Annotated in this window: 15 protein-coding genes; 10 read left to right on the forward strand and 5 right to left on the reverse strand. The window is 67.9% G+C overall.

What is annotated here, in order from left to right; all coding sequences use genetic code 11:
- Positions 1–149: 149 nt before the first annotated feature.
- From lpdA to AC1DHY_RS08400, 4 genes are all read left to right on the forward strand, one after another.
- Complete coding sequence (gene lpdA, locus AC1DHY_RS08385) at positions 150–1,535, forward strand: dihydrolipoyl dehydrogenase (protein ID WP_476903460.1); 1,386 nt, start codon at positions 150–152, stop codon at positions 1,533–1,535.
- A gap of 119 nt (positions 1,536–1,654) precedes the next feature.
- Positions 1,655–3,421: a 2-oxoglutarate dehydrogenase, E2 component, dihydrolipoamide succinyltransferase gene (gene sucB, locus AC1DHY_RS08390; protein ID WP_476903461.1), complete on the forward strand. Its 1,767-nt coding sequence runs from the start codon at positions 1,655–1,657 to the stop codon at positions 3,419–3,421.
- Positions 3,422–3,586: 165 nt separating this feature from the next.
- On the forward strand, positions 3,587–3,937 hold the full coding sequence (locus AC1DHY_RS08395; protein WP_476879660.1) for a hypothetical protein: 351 nt from the start codon (positions 3,587–3,589) through the stop codon (positions 3,935–3,937).
- Between the two features lie 130 nt (positions 3,938–4,067).
- The gene (locus tag AC1DHY_RS08400) at positions 4,068–4,496 is read left to right on the forward strand and encodes an OsmC family protein (protein WP_476879659.1); all 429 of its coding nucleotides are present in this window, start codon (positions 4,068–4,070) and stop codon (positions 4,494–4,496) included.
- A gap of 70 nt (positions 4,497–4,566) precedes the next feature.
- Here AC1DHY_RS08400 and AC1DHY_RS08405 read toward each other — a convergent pair whose 3' ends face one another.
- Positions 4,567–8,169, reverse strand: coding sequence for a S41 family peptidase (locus AC1DHY_RS08405; protein ID WP_476879658.1), 3,603 nt, complete (start codon positions 8,167–8,169; stop codon positions 4,567–4,569).
- 74 nt (positions 8,170–8,243) lie between these two features.
- Between AC1DHY_RS08405 and AC1DHY_RS08410 the strand changes: the two genes are divergently transcribed.
- Entirely contained in the window at positions 8,244–9,137 is an 894-nt protein-coding gene (locus AC1DHY_RS08410) for a TIGR01777 family oxidoreductase (protein WP_476903487.1), read from the forward strand.
- Here the strand turns inward: AC1DHY_RS08410 and AC1DHY_RS08415 are convergent.
- Positions 9,134–11,053 (reverse strand): protein kinase domain-containing protein, encoded by a 1,920-nt coding sequence (locus AC1DHY_RS08415; protein WP_476903462.1) that lies wholly within the window; start codon positions 11,051–11,053, stop codon positions 9,134–9,136. The two genes, AC1DHY_RS08410 and AC1DHY_RS08415, sit on opposite strands and share 4 nt — an antisense overlap.
- Positions 11,054–11,160: 107 nt before the next feature.
- Between AC1DHY_RS08415 and lipB the strand changes: the two genes are divergently transcribed.
- From lipB to AC1DHY_RS08435, 4 genes are all read left to right on the forward strand, one after another.
- Positions 11,161–11,829, forward strand: a complete 669-nt coding sequence (gene lipB, locus AC1DHY_RS08420) for a lipoyl(octanoyl) transferase LipB (RefSeq protein ID WP_476879494.1) — start codon at positions 11,161–11,163, stop codon at positions 11,827–11,829.
- The gene (gene lipA, locus AC1DHY_RS08425; protein ID WP_476903463.1) at positions 11,826–12,833 is read left to right on the forward strand and encodes a lipoyl synthase; all 1,008 of its coding nucleotides are present in this window, start codon (positions 11,826–11,828) and stop codon (positions 12,831–12,833) included. The genes lipB and lipA overlap by 4 nt, the downstream gene beginning before the upstream one ends.
- Before the next feature lie 89 nt (positions 12,834–12,922).
- Complete coding sequence (locus AC1DHY_RS08430; protein WP_476879492.1) at positions 12,923–13,684, forward strand: DUF4191 domain-containing protein; 762 nt, start codon at positions 12,923–12,925, stop codon at positions 13,682–13,684.
- A 193-nt stretch (positions 13,685–13,877) separates the two neighbouring features.
- Positions 13,878–14,240 (forward strand): DUF3817 domain-containing protein, encoded by a 363-nt coding sequence (locus AC1DHY_RS08435; protein ID WP_476879491.1) that lies wholly within the window; start codon positions 13,878–13,880, stop codon positions 14,238–14,240.
- A 975-nt stretch (positions 14,241–15,215) separates the two neighbouring features.
- Here AC1DHY_RS08435 and AC1DHY_RS08440 read toward each other — a convergent pair.
- Positions 15,216–15,653: an RDD family protein gene (locus AC1DHY_RS08440; RefSeq protein WP_476879490.1), complete on the reverse strand. Its 438-nt coding sequence runs from the start codon at positions 15,651–15,653 to the stop codon at positions 15,216–15,218.
- Between the two features lie 372 nt (positions 15,654–16,025).
- Here AC1DHY_RS08440 and glnA point away from each other — a divergent pair, with 372 nt between their 5' ends.
- On the forward strand, positions 16,026–17,450 hold the full coding sequence (gene glnA, locus AC1DHY_RS08445; RefSeq protein WP_476903464.1) for a type I glutamate--ammonia ligase: 1,425 nt from the start codon (positions 16,026–16,028) through the stop codon (positions 17,448–17,450).
- 156 nt (positions 17,451–17,606) lie between these two features.
- Here the strand turns inward: glnA and AC1DHY_RS08450 are convergent, their stop codons facing one another.
- Both AC1DHY_RS08450 and AC1DHY_RS08455 read right to left on the reverse strand, forming a co-directional pair.
- Positions 17,607–17,807, reverse strand: a complete 201-nt coding sequence (locus tag AC1DHY_RS08450; protein WP_476879488.1) for an AsnC family protein — start codon at positions 17,805–17,807, stop codon at positions 17,607–17,609.
- A 56-nt stretch (positions 17,808–17,863) separates the two neighbouring features.
- A complete protein-coding gene (locus tag AC1DHY_RS08455) occupies positions 17,864–18,505 on the reverse strand; it encodes an MBL fold metallo-hydrolase (RefSeq protein WP_476879487.1) in 642 nt (213 codons plus the stop codon).
- Between the last annotated feature and the right edge of the window lie 44 nt (positions 18,506–18,549).

Consider the following 18,549-nt stretch of genomic DNA (forward strand, 5'->3'; position numbering starts at 1 on the left):
AAGGTGAACCGTAGTTTCACAGCAAAGAGCTTCACAGAAGTAATTCCAAACGAAAGGGAACCAGCGCTGCTGGCATAATCGCGGCAGACAGGTTCCAAGACCAGATGATGCGTACTCTCGTGTCATCGTTCACGCGAGGGAGCGTTTTAGTGGCCGATCAGGCAACTGCGCAAGAATTCGACATCCTGGTACTCGGCGGCGGCAGCGGCGGCTACGCGACTGCGCTCCGCGCCGTCCAGCTTGGCCTTACCGTCGGCCTCATCGAAAAGGGGAAGCTCGGCGGCACCTGCCTGCACAACGGCTGCATCCCCACCAAGGCACTGCTGCACTCCGCGGAACTGGCCGACCACGCCCGTGATTCCGCCAAGTACGGCGTCAACGTGACCCTGGACAGCATCGACATCACCGCCGTCAACGCCTACAAGGACGGCATCATTGCCGGTAAGTTCAAGGGCCTCCAGGGACTTATCAAGGGCAAGAAGGGCATCACCGTCATTGAGGGTGAGGGCAAGCTCCAGGGCAACGACACCGTGGTCGTAAACGGCACCGCGTACAAGGGCAAGAACATTGTCCTCGCGACCGGCTCTTACTCCCGCACCCTGCCGGGCCTGGAAATCGGCGGCAAGGTCATCACCTCGGACGAAGCCCTCACCATGGACTTCATCCCCAAGAGCGCCATCATCCTCGGCGGCGGCGTCATTGGCGTCGAGTTCGCCTCGGTATGGAAGTCCTTCGGCGTCGATGTCACCATCGTCGAAGGCCTGCCCTCCCTCGTTCCGAACGAGGACGCCACCATCGTCAAGAACTTCGAGCGTGCCTTCAAGAAGCGCGGCATCAAGTTCTCCACGGGCGTCTTCTTCCAGGGCGTCGAGCAGAACGACGACGGCGTCAAGGTCACCCTTGTTGACGGCAAGACCTTCGAGGCCGACCTCATGCTGGTCGCCGTCGGACGCGGCCCCGTCACGGCCAACCTCGGCTACGAGGAAGCCGGGCTGACCATCGACCGCGGCTTCGTGATCACCAACGAGCGCCTGCACACCGGCGTCGGCAACATCTACGCCGTGGGCGACATCGTCCCGGGCGTCCAGCTTGCCCACCGCGGGTACCAGCAGGGCATCTTCGTCGCCGAGGAAATCGCCGGCCTCAAGCCGGTGGTGGTCGAGGACGTCAACATCCCCAAGGTCACCTACTCCGAACCGGAAATCGCGACCGTCGGGTACACCGAGAAGGCCGCCAAGGCCAAGTTCGGCGACGATCAGGTCGAGACCCAGGAATACAACCTGGCCGGCAACGGCAAGAGCTCCATCCTGGGCACCTCCGGCCTCGTCAAGCTGGTCCGCCAGAAGGACGGCCCCGTCGTCGGCGTCCACATGATCGGCGCCCGCATGGGTGAGCAGATCGGTGAAGCACAGCTGATCGTGAACTGGGAAGCCTACCCGGAGGACGTGGCCCAGCTGGTCCACGCCCACCCGACGCAGAACGAGTCCCTGGGCGAAGCCCACCTCGCCCTCGCCGGCAAGCCCCTGCACGGCTAACCCAGCCAGCACAAGCATTACCCCGTGCCTAGTGCACCCGGCCCGAAAGCCGGGTGCACTAGGCTCGAAGACACGGCAGCAACCATCCGCACTACATCAATAAGGAGAACGGGGACGACATGTCTGAATCCGTTAACTTGCCCGCCCTCGGTGAGAGCGTCACCGAAGGAACCGTCACCCGCTGGCTGAAGCAGGTCGGTGACCGGGTGGAAGTGGACGAGCCCCTGCTCGAAGTGTCCACCGACAAAGTAGACACCGAGATCCCCTCTCCGATCGCCGGCGTGATCGAGGAAATCCTCGTCGCCGAGGACGAGACCGCCGAAGTCGGCGCCCCGCTGGTGCGCATCGGTGACGGCTCGGGCTCCGCCGAAGCTGCCCCGGCCGCAGCTCCGGCCGCCGAAGAAGCACCCGCCGAGTCGCCCTCCGCTGCTGAAGCACCGGCCGCCGAAGCCGAAACCCCCGCTGAGGCTGCCCCGGCCGCCGAGGCCGCACCCGCGGCGGACGCCGCTCCGGCCGGCGAGGGCCACGAGGTCACCCTCCCCGCCCTTGGTGAAAGCGTCACCGAAGGAACCGTCACGCGCTGGCTCAAGAGCATCGGCGACACCGTCGAGGTCGACGAGCCCCTGCTCGAAGTCTCCACGGACAAGGTCGACACCGAGATCCCGTCCCCGGTCGCCGGCACCCTGCAGGAAATCCGCGTTGCCGAGGACGAGACGGCCGAGGTCGGTTCCGTCCTGGCCGTCATCGGCTCCGGTGCCGCGGCTCCGGCTGCCGCTCCGGCACCCGAAGCCCCCAAGGAAGCTCCCAAGCAGGAAGCACCCGCCGCTCCGGCTGCTGCTCCCGCCCCGGCCAAAGCCCCCAAGCAGGAAGCACCGGCTGCGCCGGCGCCGGCTCCGGCCGCAGCCCCGGCCCCCCAGCAGGAAGCCCCGAAGCAGGACGCCCCCGCGGCTTCCGCTGAGTCCGGCTACGTCACTCCCCTGGTCCGCAAGCTCGCCAACCAGCAGGGCGTGGACATCTCCTCGCTGACCGGCACCGGCGTCGGCGGCCGCATCCGCAAGCAGGACGTGCTCGCAGCGGCCGAGGCCAAGGCAGCCCCGGCTGCCGCCGCCGCACCGGCGGCTTCTTCCGCAGCACCGGCCGCGGCGTCGGCTGATGTTTCCTCGCTGCGCGGCACCGTGCAGAAGGCCCCGCGCATCCGCCAGGTCATCGCCCGCCGCATGCGCGAGTCGCTGGACATCTCCACCCAGCTGACCCAGGTGCACGAGGTGGACATGACCAAGGTCGCCAAGCTGCGCGCCAAGGCCAAGAACTCCTTCCAGGCCCAGAACGGCTCGAAGCTGACCTTCCTGCCCTTCATCGCCAAGGCGGTCGCCGAGGCCCTGAAGCAGCACCCCAAGGTCAACGCCTCCTACGACGAGGACAAGCAGGAAATCACCTACCACAACGCCGAGCACCTGGCGATTGCGGTAGACACCGACAAGGGCCTGCTGGTCCCCGTCATCGCTGATGCCGGGAACCTGAACCTGGCCGGCCTGGCGGGCAAGATCGCCGACGTCGCGGACCGTACCCGCAACGGCAAGATCGGCCCGGACGAGCTCTCCGGCGGCACGTTCAGCATCACGAACATCGGCTCCGTCGGCGCCCTCTTCGACACCCCGATCATCAATCAGCCGCAGGTGGCCATCCTCGGCACCGGTGCGATCGTCAAGCGCGCCGTGGTGGTTTCCGATGAGAACGGTGACGACTCGATCGCCATCCGCTCGATGATGTACCTCTCCCTGACCTACGACCACCGCCTGGTGGACGGCGCCGACGCAGGACGCTTCCTGCAGACCCTCAAGGCCCGCCTTGAGGAAGGCGCCTTCGAAGCCGACCTCGGCCTCTAGCAGCAGGCAGTCCCCGGGTCCGGGGGCCACACAGTACCAACGGCGACGGCGGTGCGGGCAGCAGTGGGAAACCACCGCAACGCCCGCACCGCCGTCGCCGTTCTGCGTCCAACCCACCCGCCGGTCCTACTACGTTCCGTAGAAATCTCTGGTTAGACTGAAGCCATGAAAATTTTGTTCGACATCCTGGTCTTCCTGCACATCATCGGCGCGACCATGATCGTCGGCATCTGGATCGGCCAGATGAAGAAGCCCACCGTCCACCCCCGCCAATTCGATGGCGCCGTCCTGCAGCTGATCACCGGCATTGCCATGATGGGCCTAATCCCGGCCCTCGACATGGACGCGAACTACGCCAAACTCGGCGTGAAGTTCACGGTGGCCCTGGTCGTGGCCGTGCTGGCCTTCATCGGCCGCCGCAAGTACAAGAAGGACGAGCCGATCAGCAAGGGACTCGCCCACAGCGTCGGCGGACTGGCCCTGCTCAACATCGCGATCGCGACCCTCTGGCAGTAGCCTCCGCTTCTCCACCACGACGGCGGCGTACCCCACACGGGGTGCGTCGCCGTCGTCGTTAGCCCTAGGATGGACAAGGCAGGATCCGCCGCCAGGCAGGATCCTGATTCAACGACGCTGAGGAGTGGACATGGCAACGACACGCACCGCACACACTGTATGGAACGGCGACCTGATGTCGGGGGCGGGCAACACCACCCTGGACAGCTCGGGGCTGGGCAACTTCGACGTCACCTGGAAGGCGCGCGCCGAAGCCGCCGAGGGCAAGACCAGCCCGGAAGAACTGATCGCCGCCGCGCACTCGGCCTGTTTCTCCATGGCTTTCAGCCACGCCCTGGCCCAGGCCGGCCACACGCCGGAGGAAGTCAACACCAAGGCCGACGTCACCTTTGAGCCCGGCACGGGGATCACCGGAAGCCACCTGACCCTGAACGCACGCGTACCCGGCATCTCCGAGGACGAGTTCCAGCGCATCGCCGAGGAAGCCAAGACCGGCTGCCCGGTGTCGGCCGCCCTGACCGGCATCAAGATCAGCCTGGACGCGACGCTCGCTGCCTAGTCCTGGCCTGCCCTGCACGCACAACGGCCCCCGTCCGGAGATTCCGGACGGGGGCCGTTCTGCATACTGGCTAGTTGCCTGGCTGGCGGGCGGGAAGCGGGGCAGGCCGCACCCGGCGGTACCCTTCGCGCAGCGGCGGCCGGTCGGTCGGCAGCTCCTGGATCATTTCCTTTAGCGCCCCGATGCCGTACTCCAGCTGCGGATCGGCGCCCGCGGCGTAGGCGTGCGGCGGGAAGGCCACCTCAATGTCGGGAGCAACACCATAGTTCTCGACGCCCCAGCCCACGCCCCCGGTGAACCAGGTGGCGTAGCGGGGCTGGGTGACCCCGGTGCCGTCCGCGAGGGCGAACCGGTTGTCGATCCCGACGACGCCGCCCCAGGTGCGGGTGCCGATGACCGGTCCGATCCCGCGCAGCTTGGACACCTGGGTGATGATGTCCCCGTCGGAGCCGGCGAATTCGTCGGTGAGGATGATGACGGGTCCGCGCGGGGCGTGGTGCGGGTAGGTGCGCGGACGCTCGCCCCGGGGCATGCTCCAGCCGGTGACTTTGCGGCCGATCAGCTCGGCGACAAGCTGCGACGTGTGACCGCCCCGGTTCCGGCGGACGTCCACGATCAGGCCGTCCAGCGACGTTTCCGTGTCCAGGTCGCGGTGCAGCTGGGCCCAGCCGTTAGCCATCATGTCCGGGATATGCAGGTACCCGAAGGTGCCCTGCGAGGCTTCCCGCACAGTGCGCCGGTTGGAGGCGACCCATTCCTGGTAGCGCAGCCGTTCCTCGTCCTTGACGGGTACGACGGCGACGCGGCGCTGGTTGCCCGCCTGCGCGCCGTGGCCGGCGCCGTTGCGCAGGGTCAGCTCGACGGCCCGGCCGGCGGCGCCGGCCAGCTGCACGGCGGGCGTCAGGGACTCTGTCAACTCAACACCGTCGATGGCCAGCAGGACATCGCCGGCGCGGGCGTCGACGCCGGGCCGGGTCAGCGGTGAAGTCGCCAGCGGATCCGAAGACTCCCCCGCAAGGACGCGGGTGATCTCCCAGCCTCCGGCGGTGAAGGCGAGGTCGGCGCCGAGCCGGCCCTGGCCGTTGCTGCCGTTCTCCGTGACCATAACCGGGCGGACGTAGGCGTGTGAGGTTCCCAGTTCGCCGTGCAGTTCCCACAGCAGGTCCACGAGGTCATCGTGGGAGCCCAGCCGGTCCACGATCGGCCGGTACCGTGCGTGCACCGAGTCCCAGTCCTGGCCGGCCATGTCCTCGGTCCAGAAGAAGTCCCGCTGCAGGCGCCAGGCCTCGTCGAAGGCCTGGCCCCAGACGCTGACCGGGTCCAGCCGGACCCGGATGCGGGTCAGGTCGACCTTCACCAGCTGGCCGGCGTCCTCGTCGGCCTTCGAGGCCGACGGCGAGACGCGGATCTGCTTGTCCTGCACCAGGACAACCTTCTCGCCGTCGCCGGTCAGCCGGTAGCTGTCCAGCGCCTCGACGATGGTCGTGGTGCGGCGTTTGGCCAGGTCGAAGCGGACCAGGCTCGGTGCCGCATTTTTGTCTTCCAGGCTGGCGCGGCCGTCGCCGGTCACGCCGGCCAGCTCGTGGTCCAGCCACAGCAGGGCGCCGCCGGCGGCGGAGAGGTCCGTGTAGTTGCCCTGCGGCACGGGAACGCTGATGACGCGGTGCGCCAGGCCCTCGGCGTCGACCCGCACCCGGACGCGACTGTCAGTGCCGTTGGCGGCATCACCGTCGGCGTCGTCGCCGTTGGCGTCCCCGTCGGCGCCGGTCGTGGCGGCAGTGCCGGCCGTGTCGGGGAGGGCGACGCTCGGGCCGAACGGCGACGGCGTATCGGCGGCCAGGGCCACGAGGTAGGGCTTGATGGGGCTGGGGAAGGAGAGGTCGAAGGCGTGACCGTCGTAGACCGGGTCGAAACTGCGGTTGGACAGGAAGGCCAGGAACTTGCCGTCAGGGGTGAAGGCAGGCGATTCGTCGCGGAAGCGGCCGTCGGTGACGTCGATGATGGTCGGCTTGGACTTTTCACTGCCCGCCACGGCGTCCCCTGCTGCGGGTTCCGCGATCAGTGCCAGCCGGAGCCGGGTCCGCGATCCGAAGGAGGTGACGGGTTCGGCCCAGCCGAGCCACGCCGAGTCCGGCGACCAGCTGAAGCCGTCGATGCTGCCGTCGCCGATGCTGCTCAGCAGGGTGAGGGCACCGGTGCGGGTGTCCGCCAGGTAGATATCGCCGAAAGAGGTCCCGATGGCAATCCAGTTCCCGTCCGGGCTTGCCTCCATGGCGCTGGCACGGCTCGGCTTCGGGAAATCGATCCGGGTGAGCCCGGCCTCAGCGGCGTGTTCCTGGGCGGGTCCGGTTCCTGTCGCGGAGTCGTGGCCTGCACCGGGGACGGTGTCCGCGGTGCCGGCGGCTGGGGCGGCAGTGTCTGCTGGGGCGGCAGTCTCCGCCCGGGCGCTGGCCTCGGCGGGTCGGTTCAGGGCTGCTGCGGACACGGGGCGCGGCAGCGGCGTGCCGCCGTCGGCGTCGTGCCCGGCCTTGGCGGCGGAGTCCTGGGACGGCATCGGGGCAACTGCGCCGCGGATGCCTGCCACGGGGGCGGCGATGGCTTTCAGGTAGAGCGCCTCGATGCCGTCGTGGTCAGCAATGTATGCGATGCGCCCGGCTCCGAAGGGCCTCGGCAGCCTGGCGCGGACGCCCGGGGTGGCCTCAAGGATGCGCGACGGACCGTCCTTGTGCCGCAGCCAGTGCAGGGTGCCGTGCGCTTCAACTGCGCTGGCGTCGCCGGTACGGTCGGGGATGACATCGCCGAGGTGGCGGGACGGCTTCAGCGCGGCCGCGCGGCGTGCCTGCGAGGCGGAGCCCAGGGTGATGTCGAGCTTGACGGCCTCGGCGTCCAGTCCGGAGAGGAGCCAGAGTTCGCCGGCCGATTCGAACACCACGCGTTCGCCGTCGGTGGCCGCATGCCGGACGTAGAAGTCCTCGTGGTCCGTGTGGCGGCGGAGGTCGGTCCCGTTGGGCAGCACGGAGTACAGGTTGCCGTAGCCCTCATGGTCGGACAGGAAGGCGATCCGGCCGCGGACCCACATGGGGTCGGTGAGGTTGCCGTCGAGTTCGGCGGCGAGCCGCTCGAACTCGCCATTGCCGTCAGCGTCGATCCACAGCTTTCCTGCCGTTCCGCCGCGGTAGCGCTTCCACCAGGCCGGTTCACGGGAGAGGACGCTGGCCAGGACGACGGGGCGCTCATCGCCGACCACCGTGCCGTAGGCGACGGACTCGACCGGTCCGAATGGCAGTTCCTCGGCCCAGCCGCCGTCCACCGGCAGGCTGTAGGCGTTCGTCAGGCGGCTGTCCGCCTGCCGGAAGGCACTGGTGACCACAATGTCGCCGTCGGGCGTGAAGCCTTTGACCTTGGTGGAGGCGTGGCCGAAGTAGCTGAGCTGGCGGTATCCGCCGCCGTCGACGGCTGCGGTGACGACCTCCGGTGCCGTGCCCTGGACGACGGTCCAGACCAGGTGCTGGCCGTCGGGCGTGAAACGCGGGTTGCGGGCGGGAAGCTGGAGCGAGGAAACCCGCCAGGCGCGGCCGCCGTCGAGGGGCGCGATCCACACGTCGTCCTCGGCCACGAAGGTGACCAGATCGCCGTGAAGATGCGGGAAACGGAGGTAGCTCGAAGAGGTCATCGTTCGATCATAGTCAAAGAGCGCCGCGCCTCCGGGGAGGTTTCCCTGCCGTGCCGGGCATGGTGAGATGGATCATGCGCATCCTCATTGCCGGCGCCTCCGGGCTGATCGGAACCGCCCTGTCCAGCACCCTCCGCGAGCAGGGGCACGACGTCGCCAGCCTGGTTCGGCGGCCGCCGGCCTCCCCCGCTGAGTTCCAGTGGGATCCGGCTGCGGGGCGCATTGACGACACGGCGCTGCAGGGTGTGGACGCCGTCGTTAACCTTTCGGGCGCCGGCATCGGCGACCGGCCATGGACCCGGCGCCGGATCAATGAACTCAGCGCCTCCCGGCTGGGGCCGACGCGGACGCTGGCAGCCGCAATGGGCCGCACGGACACTCCCCCGCAGGTCTTCCTGAGCCAATCGGCCTCCGGGTACTACGGCACCGCCGGTTCAACGGTCCTGCGGGAAAACGCTCCCTCCGGGAGCGGGGTGCTGGCACGGATCTGCTCGGACTGGGAGGCCGCGGCCCACGAGGCGCCGGCGGGGGTTCGGGTGGTCACGCCCCGCACCGGGGTGGTCCTCAGCCGCAGCGGCGGAGCCCTCGGACGGCTGATGCCGCTGCTGCGCCTGGGCGTAGGCGGACCGCTGGGCTCCGGGCGGCAGTACTGGCCGTGGATCACACTCCCCGACGTGGCAGGCGCGTTCTCCTTCCTGCTGACCGCGCCGGTGGAGGGACCGGTCAACGTGTGTGCGCCCGAAGACGCGGACGTGAACTCCCTGATCGCGCGCCTGGCCGAGGCGCTGCACCGGCCGGCCCTGCTGCGTGTTCCGGCTCCGGTGCTGCGCCTGGTGATGGGCGAGCTGGCCAATGAACTCCTGCTCGCCAGCCAGCGGATGGAGCCTGCCGTCCTCGCGGAGGCCGGGTACCGGTGGCAGCACCCGTCGCTGGCCGAGGCAGCAGCCTGGGTGGCCGCCCGCGGTTAGCCCGGTGCGACTGGGAGGATCTCCTGGATCCGCCATTGTCCCTGCACCCGGACGAGCACCAGGCGCAAATGCTGCCCGACCGCTGCGGCGCCGTCGGCCACCACCGTCCCCGCGGCGTCGCGTTCCCGATAGGCCGGGGAGGCCACGGTGACGGCCACCACGGCCCGCGTACCGGTGCTTTCCGGTTGGCGCAGCACCCCGGACAGGTGCGCCTCGAATCCGTCGAGGGCGTGCCCGGACGCCGCCAGCCGGGAGCCGATCAGGGCATCCGCCGCCGCGGCAGGCGACGACGGCGCGTTCACCTGTGCCAGCAGGCCGACGTTGCCCGTGCTGAGGGCATAGGACCGGAGACCGGCGAGACCGCGGACCGCCTCCTCGGGCCGGGGCGCCGCAAGCAACCCCCGCAGGTCCTCGGGCACAGAGCCGGGGGTTTCCGGGCGGACGGCCGGTGGGTTCGGGACGGCCGGTGGGTTCGGGCCCGCCGGTGTGGTGCGGCCAGTAAGCGGGGGCGCGGTGGCGGAAGCCTGCCGGCCGGCCGAGCCGTCCGGCGCCCGCACTTCCGCAGCCCATTCTCCCGCCGCCAGCTTTCCGGCAAGGAACAGCGTTCCGAACACTCCGGCCGCAAGGACGAGGACTGACACAACACCGGTGGCCAGCGCCCTGCGGATCTCCGGACGCCGCCGTCGGGTCGACCTCACAGCTGGAGCCCGGCCCGTCCCCACACTTGGAGCCCGGGTCCGGCCGGAGTTTCGGCTAGGGCCGACTCGGCCACCCCGGGTCCAGCGGCCGCCCCACGTGTCCCGCCCGCCCAGGCGCCGCCGGGAGCGGGAGGCATGCCGTGCCGACGAGGCGGGGCCGGCTGCGGCGGCACCTGCCGGAACCGGCGAACGTCGCGGCGCGGAATGCGCCAGGGCGTTGTGCCCGCGATTCCGTCCGGGCAGCATCCGGTGCCGCAAGGCCCTCAGCCGCGCGGCCCGCCGTTCCCGTGCGCTCATCGGGAACGAGCGGCGGGTCAGGAGCTGCGGTAGGACGCTGGCATGCACGGAGACGGAGAGGTCCACGGGTGTGGCGGCGGCACTGCGGTAAATCGATGTTGCCAGCTCCGCGGCGGAGGGCCGTAGGCGGCGGTCAGCGCTCAGGCCGGAATCCAGGGCGTCAGCGAGTTCGGCGGGGACTCCGGGCACCAGCAGCGTCAGGGGCGGCCGCTCAGGCTCCGGACCGGGCGCACTGCCGGTGAGGCAGAACCAGCCCACGGCCGCCAGGGAGTAGACATCGCGCTCCGGCTGCAACCCGGCCCGGACGGCGTCCACCGGCGCGGGGTCGCTGAAGCCCTTGGTGCCCTCCCGGCCCTCCGCCGGCGGATCGACCAGCATCCGCGCCACCCCGAGGTCCGCCAGCAGCGGCTTGCCATGGGCAGTGAACAGCACGTTTCCAGGCGACACATCACCATGCGTGAAGCCCTGCCCGTGCAGGTAGGCAAGGACCTGCGCGATCGGCGTCAGGACGGTGACGGTCTCCCCGGCCGTCACCCTGCCCCGCGCCGCAAGGAGCTGCGCCAGCGATCCGCCGGGGGCATAGTCCAGAACCAGCCCCAGGCCGAGTCCTTCCCGGCCGTACCGTGCCCGAACAACACCATGTGCCCGGACCAGGTGCTCGTGGTCGAGAACTGAGAGAATCCGGACCTCCCGCCGCAGCGCGTCCTCCGCGTCAGCGCTCCGGGCTGCGTCCTCCGGCGGGCCACCGCCGGCAATGGCAGCTGTCAGGCACTTCAATGCCACCTCCTGCCCGGAAGCAAGGTCCGTACCGAGCCACACCTCGGCGCTGCCGCCCCGCCCCAGCCGCCGTCCGACGTCGTACCCGGGAACCTCCGGCGTCTGGCCGGGGAATAGGGAATTGGCGGGCACGTTGTTGTCCATACCTCAGGGATAGCCGATCCGCGGGATTTCCGCAGAAGTTATCCACAGGTGTGAGAGCTTGGCCACACAATCGGTTCGCTGGAGCGCCGGGGACTAAGCTGGATGCCATGACTCTTGAGTTCTCCCAGCTGGGTCTCGCTCCGGAATTCGTCGACTACACCCGCGGCTGGGAAATCCAGCGCGAACTCCACGAGAAGGTCGTCGCCGGAACCGCACCCAGCACCGTTCTGTTGCTCGAACATTCCCCGGTCTACACCGCTGGCAAGCGCACCGAGGACCACGAACGCCCCTTCGACGGGACGCCTGTGGTGCCCGTGGACCGCGGCGGCAAGCTCACCTGGCACGGCCCCGGCCAGCTGGTGGGCTACCCCATCATCAAACTGAAGAACAAAGCCGGGATCCGCGACTATGTTGAACGCCTGGAAGCAGTCATGATCGCAGTCCTCGCTGATTACGGCATCGACGCCGTGCGAATCAAGGGCCGGGCCGGCGTCTGGATCGAACAGGACAGTAAAGGACCCGACCGGAAGATCGCCGCGATCGGCATCCGCGTGCACGAAGGCGTGACCATGCATGGATTCGCCATCAACTGCAACAACGATCTCGCCCCCTACGGCCAGATTATTGCCTGCGGCATCACCGACGCGGGGGTCACCACCATCGCGCAGGAGACCGGCCGGGACGTCGCTCCGGCCGACATCGTGTCGCGGGTCATCGAGGAATTGCGCAACAATGAAGAAGCCCTAGTTGCAAACCATGAAGGAGCCCTACTGTGACACTGGCACCAGAAGGCCGCAAGATGCTGCGGATCGAGCAGCGCAATGCGGCCACCCCGGTGGAGCGGAAGCCCGAGTGGATTAAGGCCAAGGTCCAGATGGGCCCGGAATTCGTCCAGCTCAAAAACCTCGTCAAAAAGGAAGGCCTTCACACCGTCTGTGAAGAGGCCGGCTGCCCCAACATCTTCGAATGCTGGGAAGACAAGGAGGCTACCTTCCTGATCGGCGGCTCCGAGTGCACCCGCCGCTGCGACTTCTGCCAGATCGACACCGGCAAGCCCTCCCCCGTGGACATGTTCGAACCCACCAAGGTGGCCCGCTCGGTCCAGTCCATGGCCCTGCGCTACGCGACCGTGACCGGTGTGGCCCGCGACGACCTCGCAGACGAGGGCGTCTGGCTCTACGCCGAAACCGTCCGCAAGATCCACGAACTGAACCCGGGCACCGGCGTCGAACTCCTCATCCCGGACTTCTCCGGCAAGCCGGAGCACATCGCCGCGATCTGTGACTCCAAGCCCGAGGTCTTCGCGCACAACGTCGAGACCGTCCCGCGGATTTTCAAGCGCATCCGTCCCGCGTTCCGGTACGAACGCTCGCTGGACGTCATCACCCAGGGCCGCAACCTCGGCATGGTCACCAAGTCCAACCTCATCCTCGGCATGGGCGAGACCCGCGAGGAAATCTCCGAGGCCCTCCGTGACCTGCACGAGGCCGGCTGCGACCTGATCACCATCACCCAGTACCTGCGCCCGTCCGAACGCCACCTCCCCGTGGACCGTTGGGTCAAGCCGCAGGAATTCGTGGACCTCCAGCAGGAAGCGGACGAGATCGGCTTCCTCGGTGTGATGTCCGGTCCCCTGGTCCGCTCCTCGTACCGTGCGGGCCGCCTCTGGGCCACCGCAATGCGCAAGAAGGGCTGGGAAATCCCCGCCGAACTCGCCCACATCGAGTCCTCCGGCAGCACCCGCCAGGAAGCCAGCTCGCTGCTCGCGGCACACTCCTGACCGACCCCGCACACCCTTGCCGCCCAGGGCCGGCGCCGGACCATCAGGTGTCCGGCCCTGAGCCGTGCATCACGTAGAATTAAGGCACTATGGCGAATTTCCCTGACTCCAGCACGTCCACGTCTTCTGCAGACGAGCCGAAGCGCGGCCTCTTCTCCCGCAAGCCAAAAGAGGCCAAGGCGAAGAAGCCCAGCCGGCTGAAGCAGATCCGCGAAGTCTTCCAGATGACCCGCCGCCACGATCCCATGGTTCCGTGGCTTATGCTTCTGGCCTTCCTCGGCGTGGTCGCGGTCAGCTTCCTGGTGGGCTTCCTGCTGGACAACTGGATCACCGGCCTGATCATCGGTATTCCGCTGGGCATCCTGGCCGCCACACTGATCCTGTCGCGGCGCGCCGAGCGTGCCGCGTTCGCCCAGATTGAGAACCAGCCGGGCGCCTCGGGCGCCGCGCTGGGCACCCTGCGCCGTGGCTGGATCACGGAAGACCAGCCCGTGGCGGTCAACCCCCGGACGCAGGACGCCGTGTTCCGCGCCGTCGGACGTCCCGGCGTCGTGCTGGTCAGCGAAGGTCCCAGCCACCGCGTCAAGCCGCTGATCGACGGCGAACGCAAGCGCCTCTCGCGCATCCTGCCCAACGTCACCATCCACGTGATCGAGAGCGGCCGCGGCGAGGGCCAGGTGCCGATCAGCCAGGTCGCCAAGAAGATGGGCAAGATGAAGAACGAGCTGACCAAGACCGAGGTCAACACCGTTTCGAAGCGCATCTCCTCCCTCGGCAACCGCCTCCCGATCCCCAAGGGCATCGATCCCTACAAGGCTCGTCCCGACCGCAAGGCCGCCCGCGGCCGCTAGCCGGATCGCGCCGAGCCAGCTTTCCAGAACCGCCCCAGGGTACCGGCATCACGCCGGCAGCCGGGGCGGTTTTGTTTAGCGGCGGACGGGCCTTCCGCGCGGGTCCGGCTCGGTGCGGTCCGCCGCAGCAACCCGTCACCTGCCCCCTGCCCCGTGCCACTTCCACAGCCACCACCGACCCTGGAGACTGTCCATGAAGCTCCCCGCAAAGTCCGCCGTCATCAAGACCTTCCGGATCCTTGCCGTTGCCGAGGCCTGCAGCTGGGCGGCGCTCCTGGTAGGAATGTTCCTCAAGTGGGTGCTCCGCAGTACGGAGCTGGGCGTGCAAATTGCAGGGCCGGTCCATGGCGCGTTCTTCATCGGCTACGGGATCGCCGCCCTGGTGCTCTGGCGGCAGCAGCGCTGGCCCTTCCGGGTGGCACTGTTCGCCGGACTCTCCGCCGTGCTGCCGTTCACCACCATCTGGTTCGAGCACTGGGCAGCCCGCCATGGTCACCTGGGAGCGGAGCCGCGTGGAGTCGCGTCGACGCCGGTCGAGGAATCGGCCCGGGTCTAGGGGCAGGGGTCCGCCGGACTTGAGGCCAGCCTCCAAGGCCGCCGGGCTTTGAGCCAGCATCCAGGTCCGCCGGGCTTGAGGCCAGCCTCCAAGGTCGACCGGCCCACAACCTCCAACGCCGACCTCAGCACCGTCGCGCTTCCGACGCCGGCCCCTTGCTTAGTCCCGTCGCCGTCGGCGGTTGCGCGACTCCTATCCGATCACCACAAATGGCCGCTTTGAGGGCGCTATAGCGGCCATATGCGGCAAATCGACGTCGGAGGTGCGTCCCCGCGAACGCGGCAGCCAGGTTCGGGGTGCTGTGCAGGCACAGCGGCGCGGTTGGGCAATTCCCAGACACCTGGTTGGTTTCTTGGGACGACGACGTCGGTCGAGTCCCCCGTAGCCCACCCACGCCTCAGAAACGAGACGCTTCGCCACAAATGGCCGCTTCGACGGGTGTCATAGCGGCCATATTCGTCAATTCGGCGTCGCAAGTGCGTCCCAGCGGCGCGGTTGCGCATTCCTCGCACCTGATTGGTTGCGCGGGACGACGATGTTGTCCGACGCCCCCGGAGAGCTCATACGTCAACGGACGCACACCATTCGCCACAAATGGCCGCTTCGACGGGGGTCATAGCGGCCATATACGGCAGATCGACGTTGTAGGTGCGTCCCCCGGCGACGCTGCAGCCACATTTGGGCTGCGGTCCAGGGCACAGCGGCACGGTTGGCAATTCCCGGGCACCTGGTTGGTTGCTTGGGACGACGACGTCGGTCTAGTCCCCCGTAATCCACCCACGCCTCAGAAACGAGACGCTTCGCCACAAATGGCCGCTTCGACGGGTGTCATAGCGGCCATCTTCGGCAAACCGACGCGCTTTGGACACGCACGGCGGCGATGACTTGCCTATCGGAGTGTCGGTATCGCGCCAGGAGTGGCACCGGGCCGCCAAGCAAGGCACCCTCACCCTCGCCGGCACAAAACGTGAGAAGCTACCGGCGGACGAGCACCGTGTTCATGGCCTTGTCGTGCAGACCGCGGCGATCCGGGTCGAAAATAACAGCCGGGATCACCAGGCACAGCAGCACGCTGCGGACCAAGCCCGGGAGCGGTCCGGCCGGGCCACCGTCGAGCCGGGTGACGTGGATGCCCATGACGCGGTGGCCGATGCTGTAGCCGAGGGTCCCGACCAGCAGCGCCTGTTCGACGGCGAACACGGCCAGGGTGGCCCAGGAATCCCCGGCGAAGGCAAAGTTGCTGATCAACATGGCAATGCCCCAGTCGATGCAGATGGCGACAATTCGCCGGCCCGCGCGGGCGATCGACCCCGGGCCGGACTCGGGCAGGCCCAGCCGCTCGCCCGGGTATTTGGAGATGCCGGACGTGTCCGGTCCGCTGAGCCAGGAGCCTATGTCTTTACGATCAACCACACCCCAAGCCTATCGGTTCCCGGGCCTCAACCCCGCGGCGGCCGGAAGGCACCTGGCCTCATACGGACCTCATTCGGACGGGTCCCGGCCAGGCCCGGACCGCAGGGTCCCCATGTTCACATCGTGGACGAAAGTAGGTCACACAGCGGACGCGGATAGGCCACACTGTGGACAGCGTCTAGGTTTAACACGTCAGTGCATTCTGTAACCTGCCCGAAACAAAGCGGACACCGAGGGGAAATCCCGTGTCCTTAGGGTGGTAACAGTTGCTAGGGCATCGCTGGCAGGGTGAACTGCGTTCGCCCGGCGGGTGTACTGCGCTGGACCACACGGCCTGACGGCCAGATCTTTTTATATGCGTAAGGAGCATAGATGTTCAAGACTGCGGACGAAGTCCTCAAGTTCATCAAAGACGAAGACATCAAATTCGTTGATATCCGCTTCACCGACCTGCCGGGCGTTCAGCAGCACTTCAACGTTCCCGCCAAGAGCGTGGACGCGGACTTCTTCGTCAACGGCCAGCTCTTCGACGGTTCGTCGATCCGAGGCTTCCAGGGCATCGCCGAGTCGGACATGCAGCTCATCCCGGACGTGACGACGGCGTTCGTTGACACCTTCCGCATTGAGAAGACCCTCGCGCTGAACTTCTCCATCGTCAACCCGCGCACGGGCGACCCGTACCACCGCGACCCGCGTGGCGTGGCCGAGAAGGCTGAGGCCTACCTGGCCTCCACCGGCATCGCCGACACCGCGTTCTTCGCTCCCGAGGCCGAGTTCTTCGTCTTCGACAACGTCCAGTACCAGTCCTCCCCGCAGGGCAGCTTCTACAAAATCGACTCCGAGGAAGCACACTGGAACTCCGGCCGCGAGGAAGAGGGCGGCAACCTCGGCTACAAGACCCCCGTCAAGGGCGGTTACTTCCCGGTGGCCCCGACAGACAAGCAGGCTGACCTGCGCGACGCCATGTGCATCGCCCTGGACGAGGCCGGTCTTGAGGTCGAACGCAGCCACCACGAGGTCGGTTCCGCCGGCCAGGCTGAGATCAACTACAAGTTCACCACGCTGACCCACGCGGCAGATGACCTGCAGAAGTTCAAGTACGTCATCAAGAACACCGCCGATGCCTGGGGCAAATCGGTCACGTTCATGCCGAAGCCGGTCTTCGGTGACAACGGCTCGGGCATGCACTGCCACCAGTCGCTGTGGAACGGCGGCGAGCCGCTGTTCTACGACGAGAAGGGCTACGCCGGCCTGTCCGACACCGCCCGCTGGTACATCGGCGGCCTGCTGAAGCACTCCTCCGCGGTCCTGGCCTTCACCAACCCGACGGTGAACTCCTACCGCCGCCTGGTCAAGGGCTTCGAAGCCCCGGTCAACATGGTCTACTCGCAGGGCAACCGCTCCGCCGGTATCCGCATCCCGATCACGGGCTCCAACCCGAAGGCCAAGCGCATCGAGTTCCGCGCGCCGGACCCCTCCTCCAACCCATACCTGGCGTTCGCTGCCCAGCTGATGGCCGGTATCGACGGCATCCGCAACCGCATCGAACCCCCGGCTCCGATCGACAAGGACCTCTACGAGCTCCCCGCCGAGGAAGCCAAGGACATCCCCAAGGCCCCGGGCACGCTCGAGGAAGCCCTGGATGCCCTCGCCGAGGACAACGAGTTCCTGCAGGCCGGCGGCGTCTTCACCCAGGACCTCATCGACACCTGGATCGAGTACAAGTACGAGAACGAAATCCGCCCGCTGTCGCTGCGCCCGAACCCGTACGAGTTCGAGCTCTACTACGGCGTCTAGCCAAAGCGTGCGGCCGCCCCGGGTTTAGCCCGCGGCGCGCCTGCACGGCCCTGGTCCATTGGACGGCGAGCCGTAAGCACAAAGACCGGCCCGGGAATTACCCCGGGCCGGTCTTTCTTTGTTCCGGGCGCCCAGGCAGCACCTTTACCGGCCGGCCTATCGACGTCCGTACTTCTTGTGCACCGCCTGCTTGCTCACGCCAAGACAGACGGCTATGGCTTCCCACGAGAGTCCGGCCTGGCGCGCCCGCAGGACCGCCTCGGTTTCTGTTCGAGCCAGCTCCTTGCGGAATTCGGCAACCGCGTTGAGTGCCTCGGCGGGACCTTTGCCGCCCATCGCTCCGATTAATGTCTCCATCGCGCACCTCCGGCGTCAACATTAGTTGACCACGGCGGCGGAGGTCAATGGCGGCGTCAATGCCTGTCCTGCAGCAGTGCGCTCAGCTCGCCGGCGGGGTCGGGGACCTCGGGTCCGTGCGCGAAGAGCCACCGTCCTGCGGTAAGCGATCCGAGCCGCCGCAGGGATTTTTCGGCCTCTTCGGCGTCAGCTGTGAACACCTCCGGCGCCCGTCGCATGGTGCCCCCGACGGTCGCGACAGCGTCGCCGACGAAGAGGATGCCGTCGTCGTGCAGCAGGCTGATGTGCCCCGGCGTGTGGCCCGGAGTTGCCAGCACCTGGAGATTCCGGACCCGGTCGCCGTCATTCAACGGCTGCAACGCGGCACCTGCGGCAATGGCCGCGCAATCCGCCGCGCCCGCCCAGACCCGCGCAGTGGGGCACTCCTCGAGCACCTCGCCGAGGCCGCCCGTATGGTCCGGGTGGGAGTGGGTGAGCACAACGTCTGAAATGTCGCTCCAAGCAGCACCAAGTCTGGCCAGGGCCGCCGCTATCGGCCCTGCGCTTCCCTGCGGACCCGCATCGACCAACAGAAGTCCCTTGGCGTGCGGGACCAGGAAGCAACGCACGTCGACGGCTATCGCATCCGGCCCCGCCAAGCCGGCCGGAAGGTGCAGCTCCTGCACAATCGGTTCGACGGTCGTCCCGGCTTTGCCCATGGCGCACCTCTCCCTGTGGGTCCGGTCTTCACTATCGGCGGACC

The sequence above is a fragment of the Arthrobacter sp. 05L44 genome, from assembly GCF_056397605.1.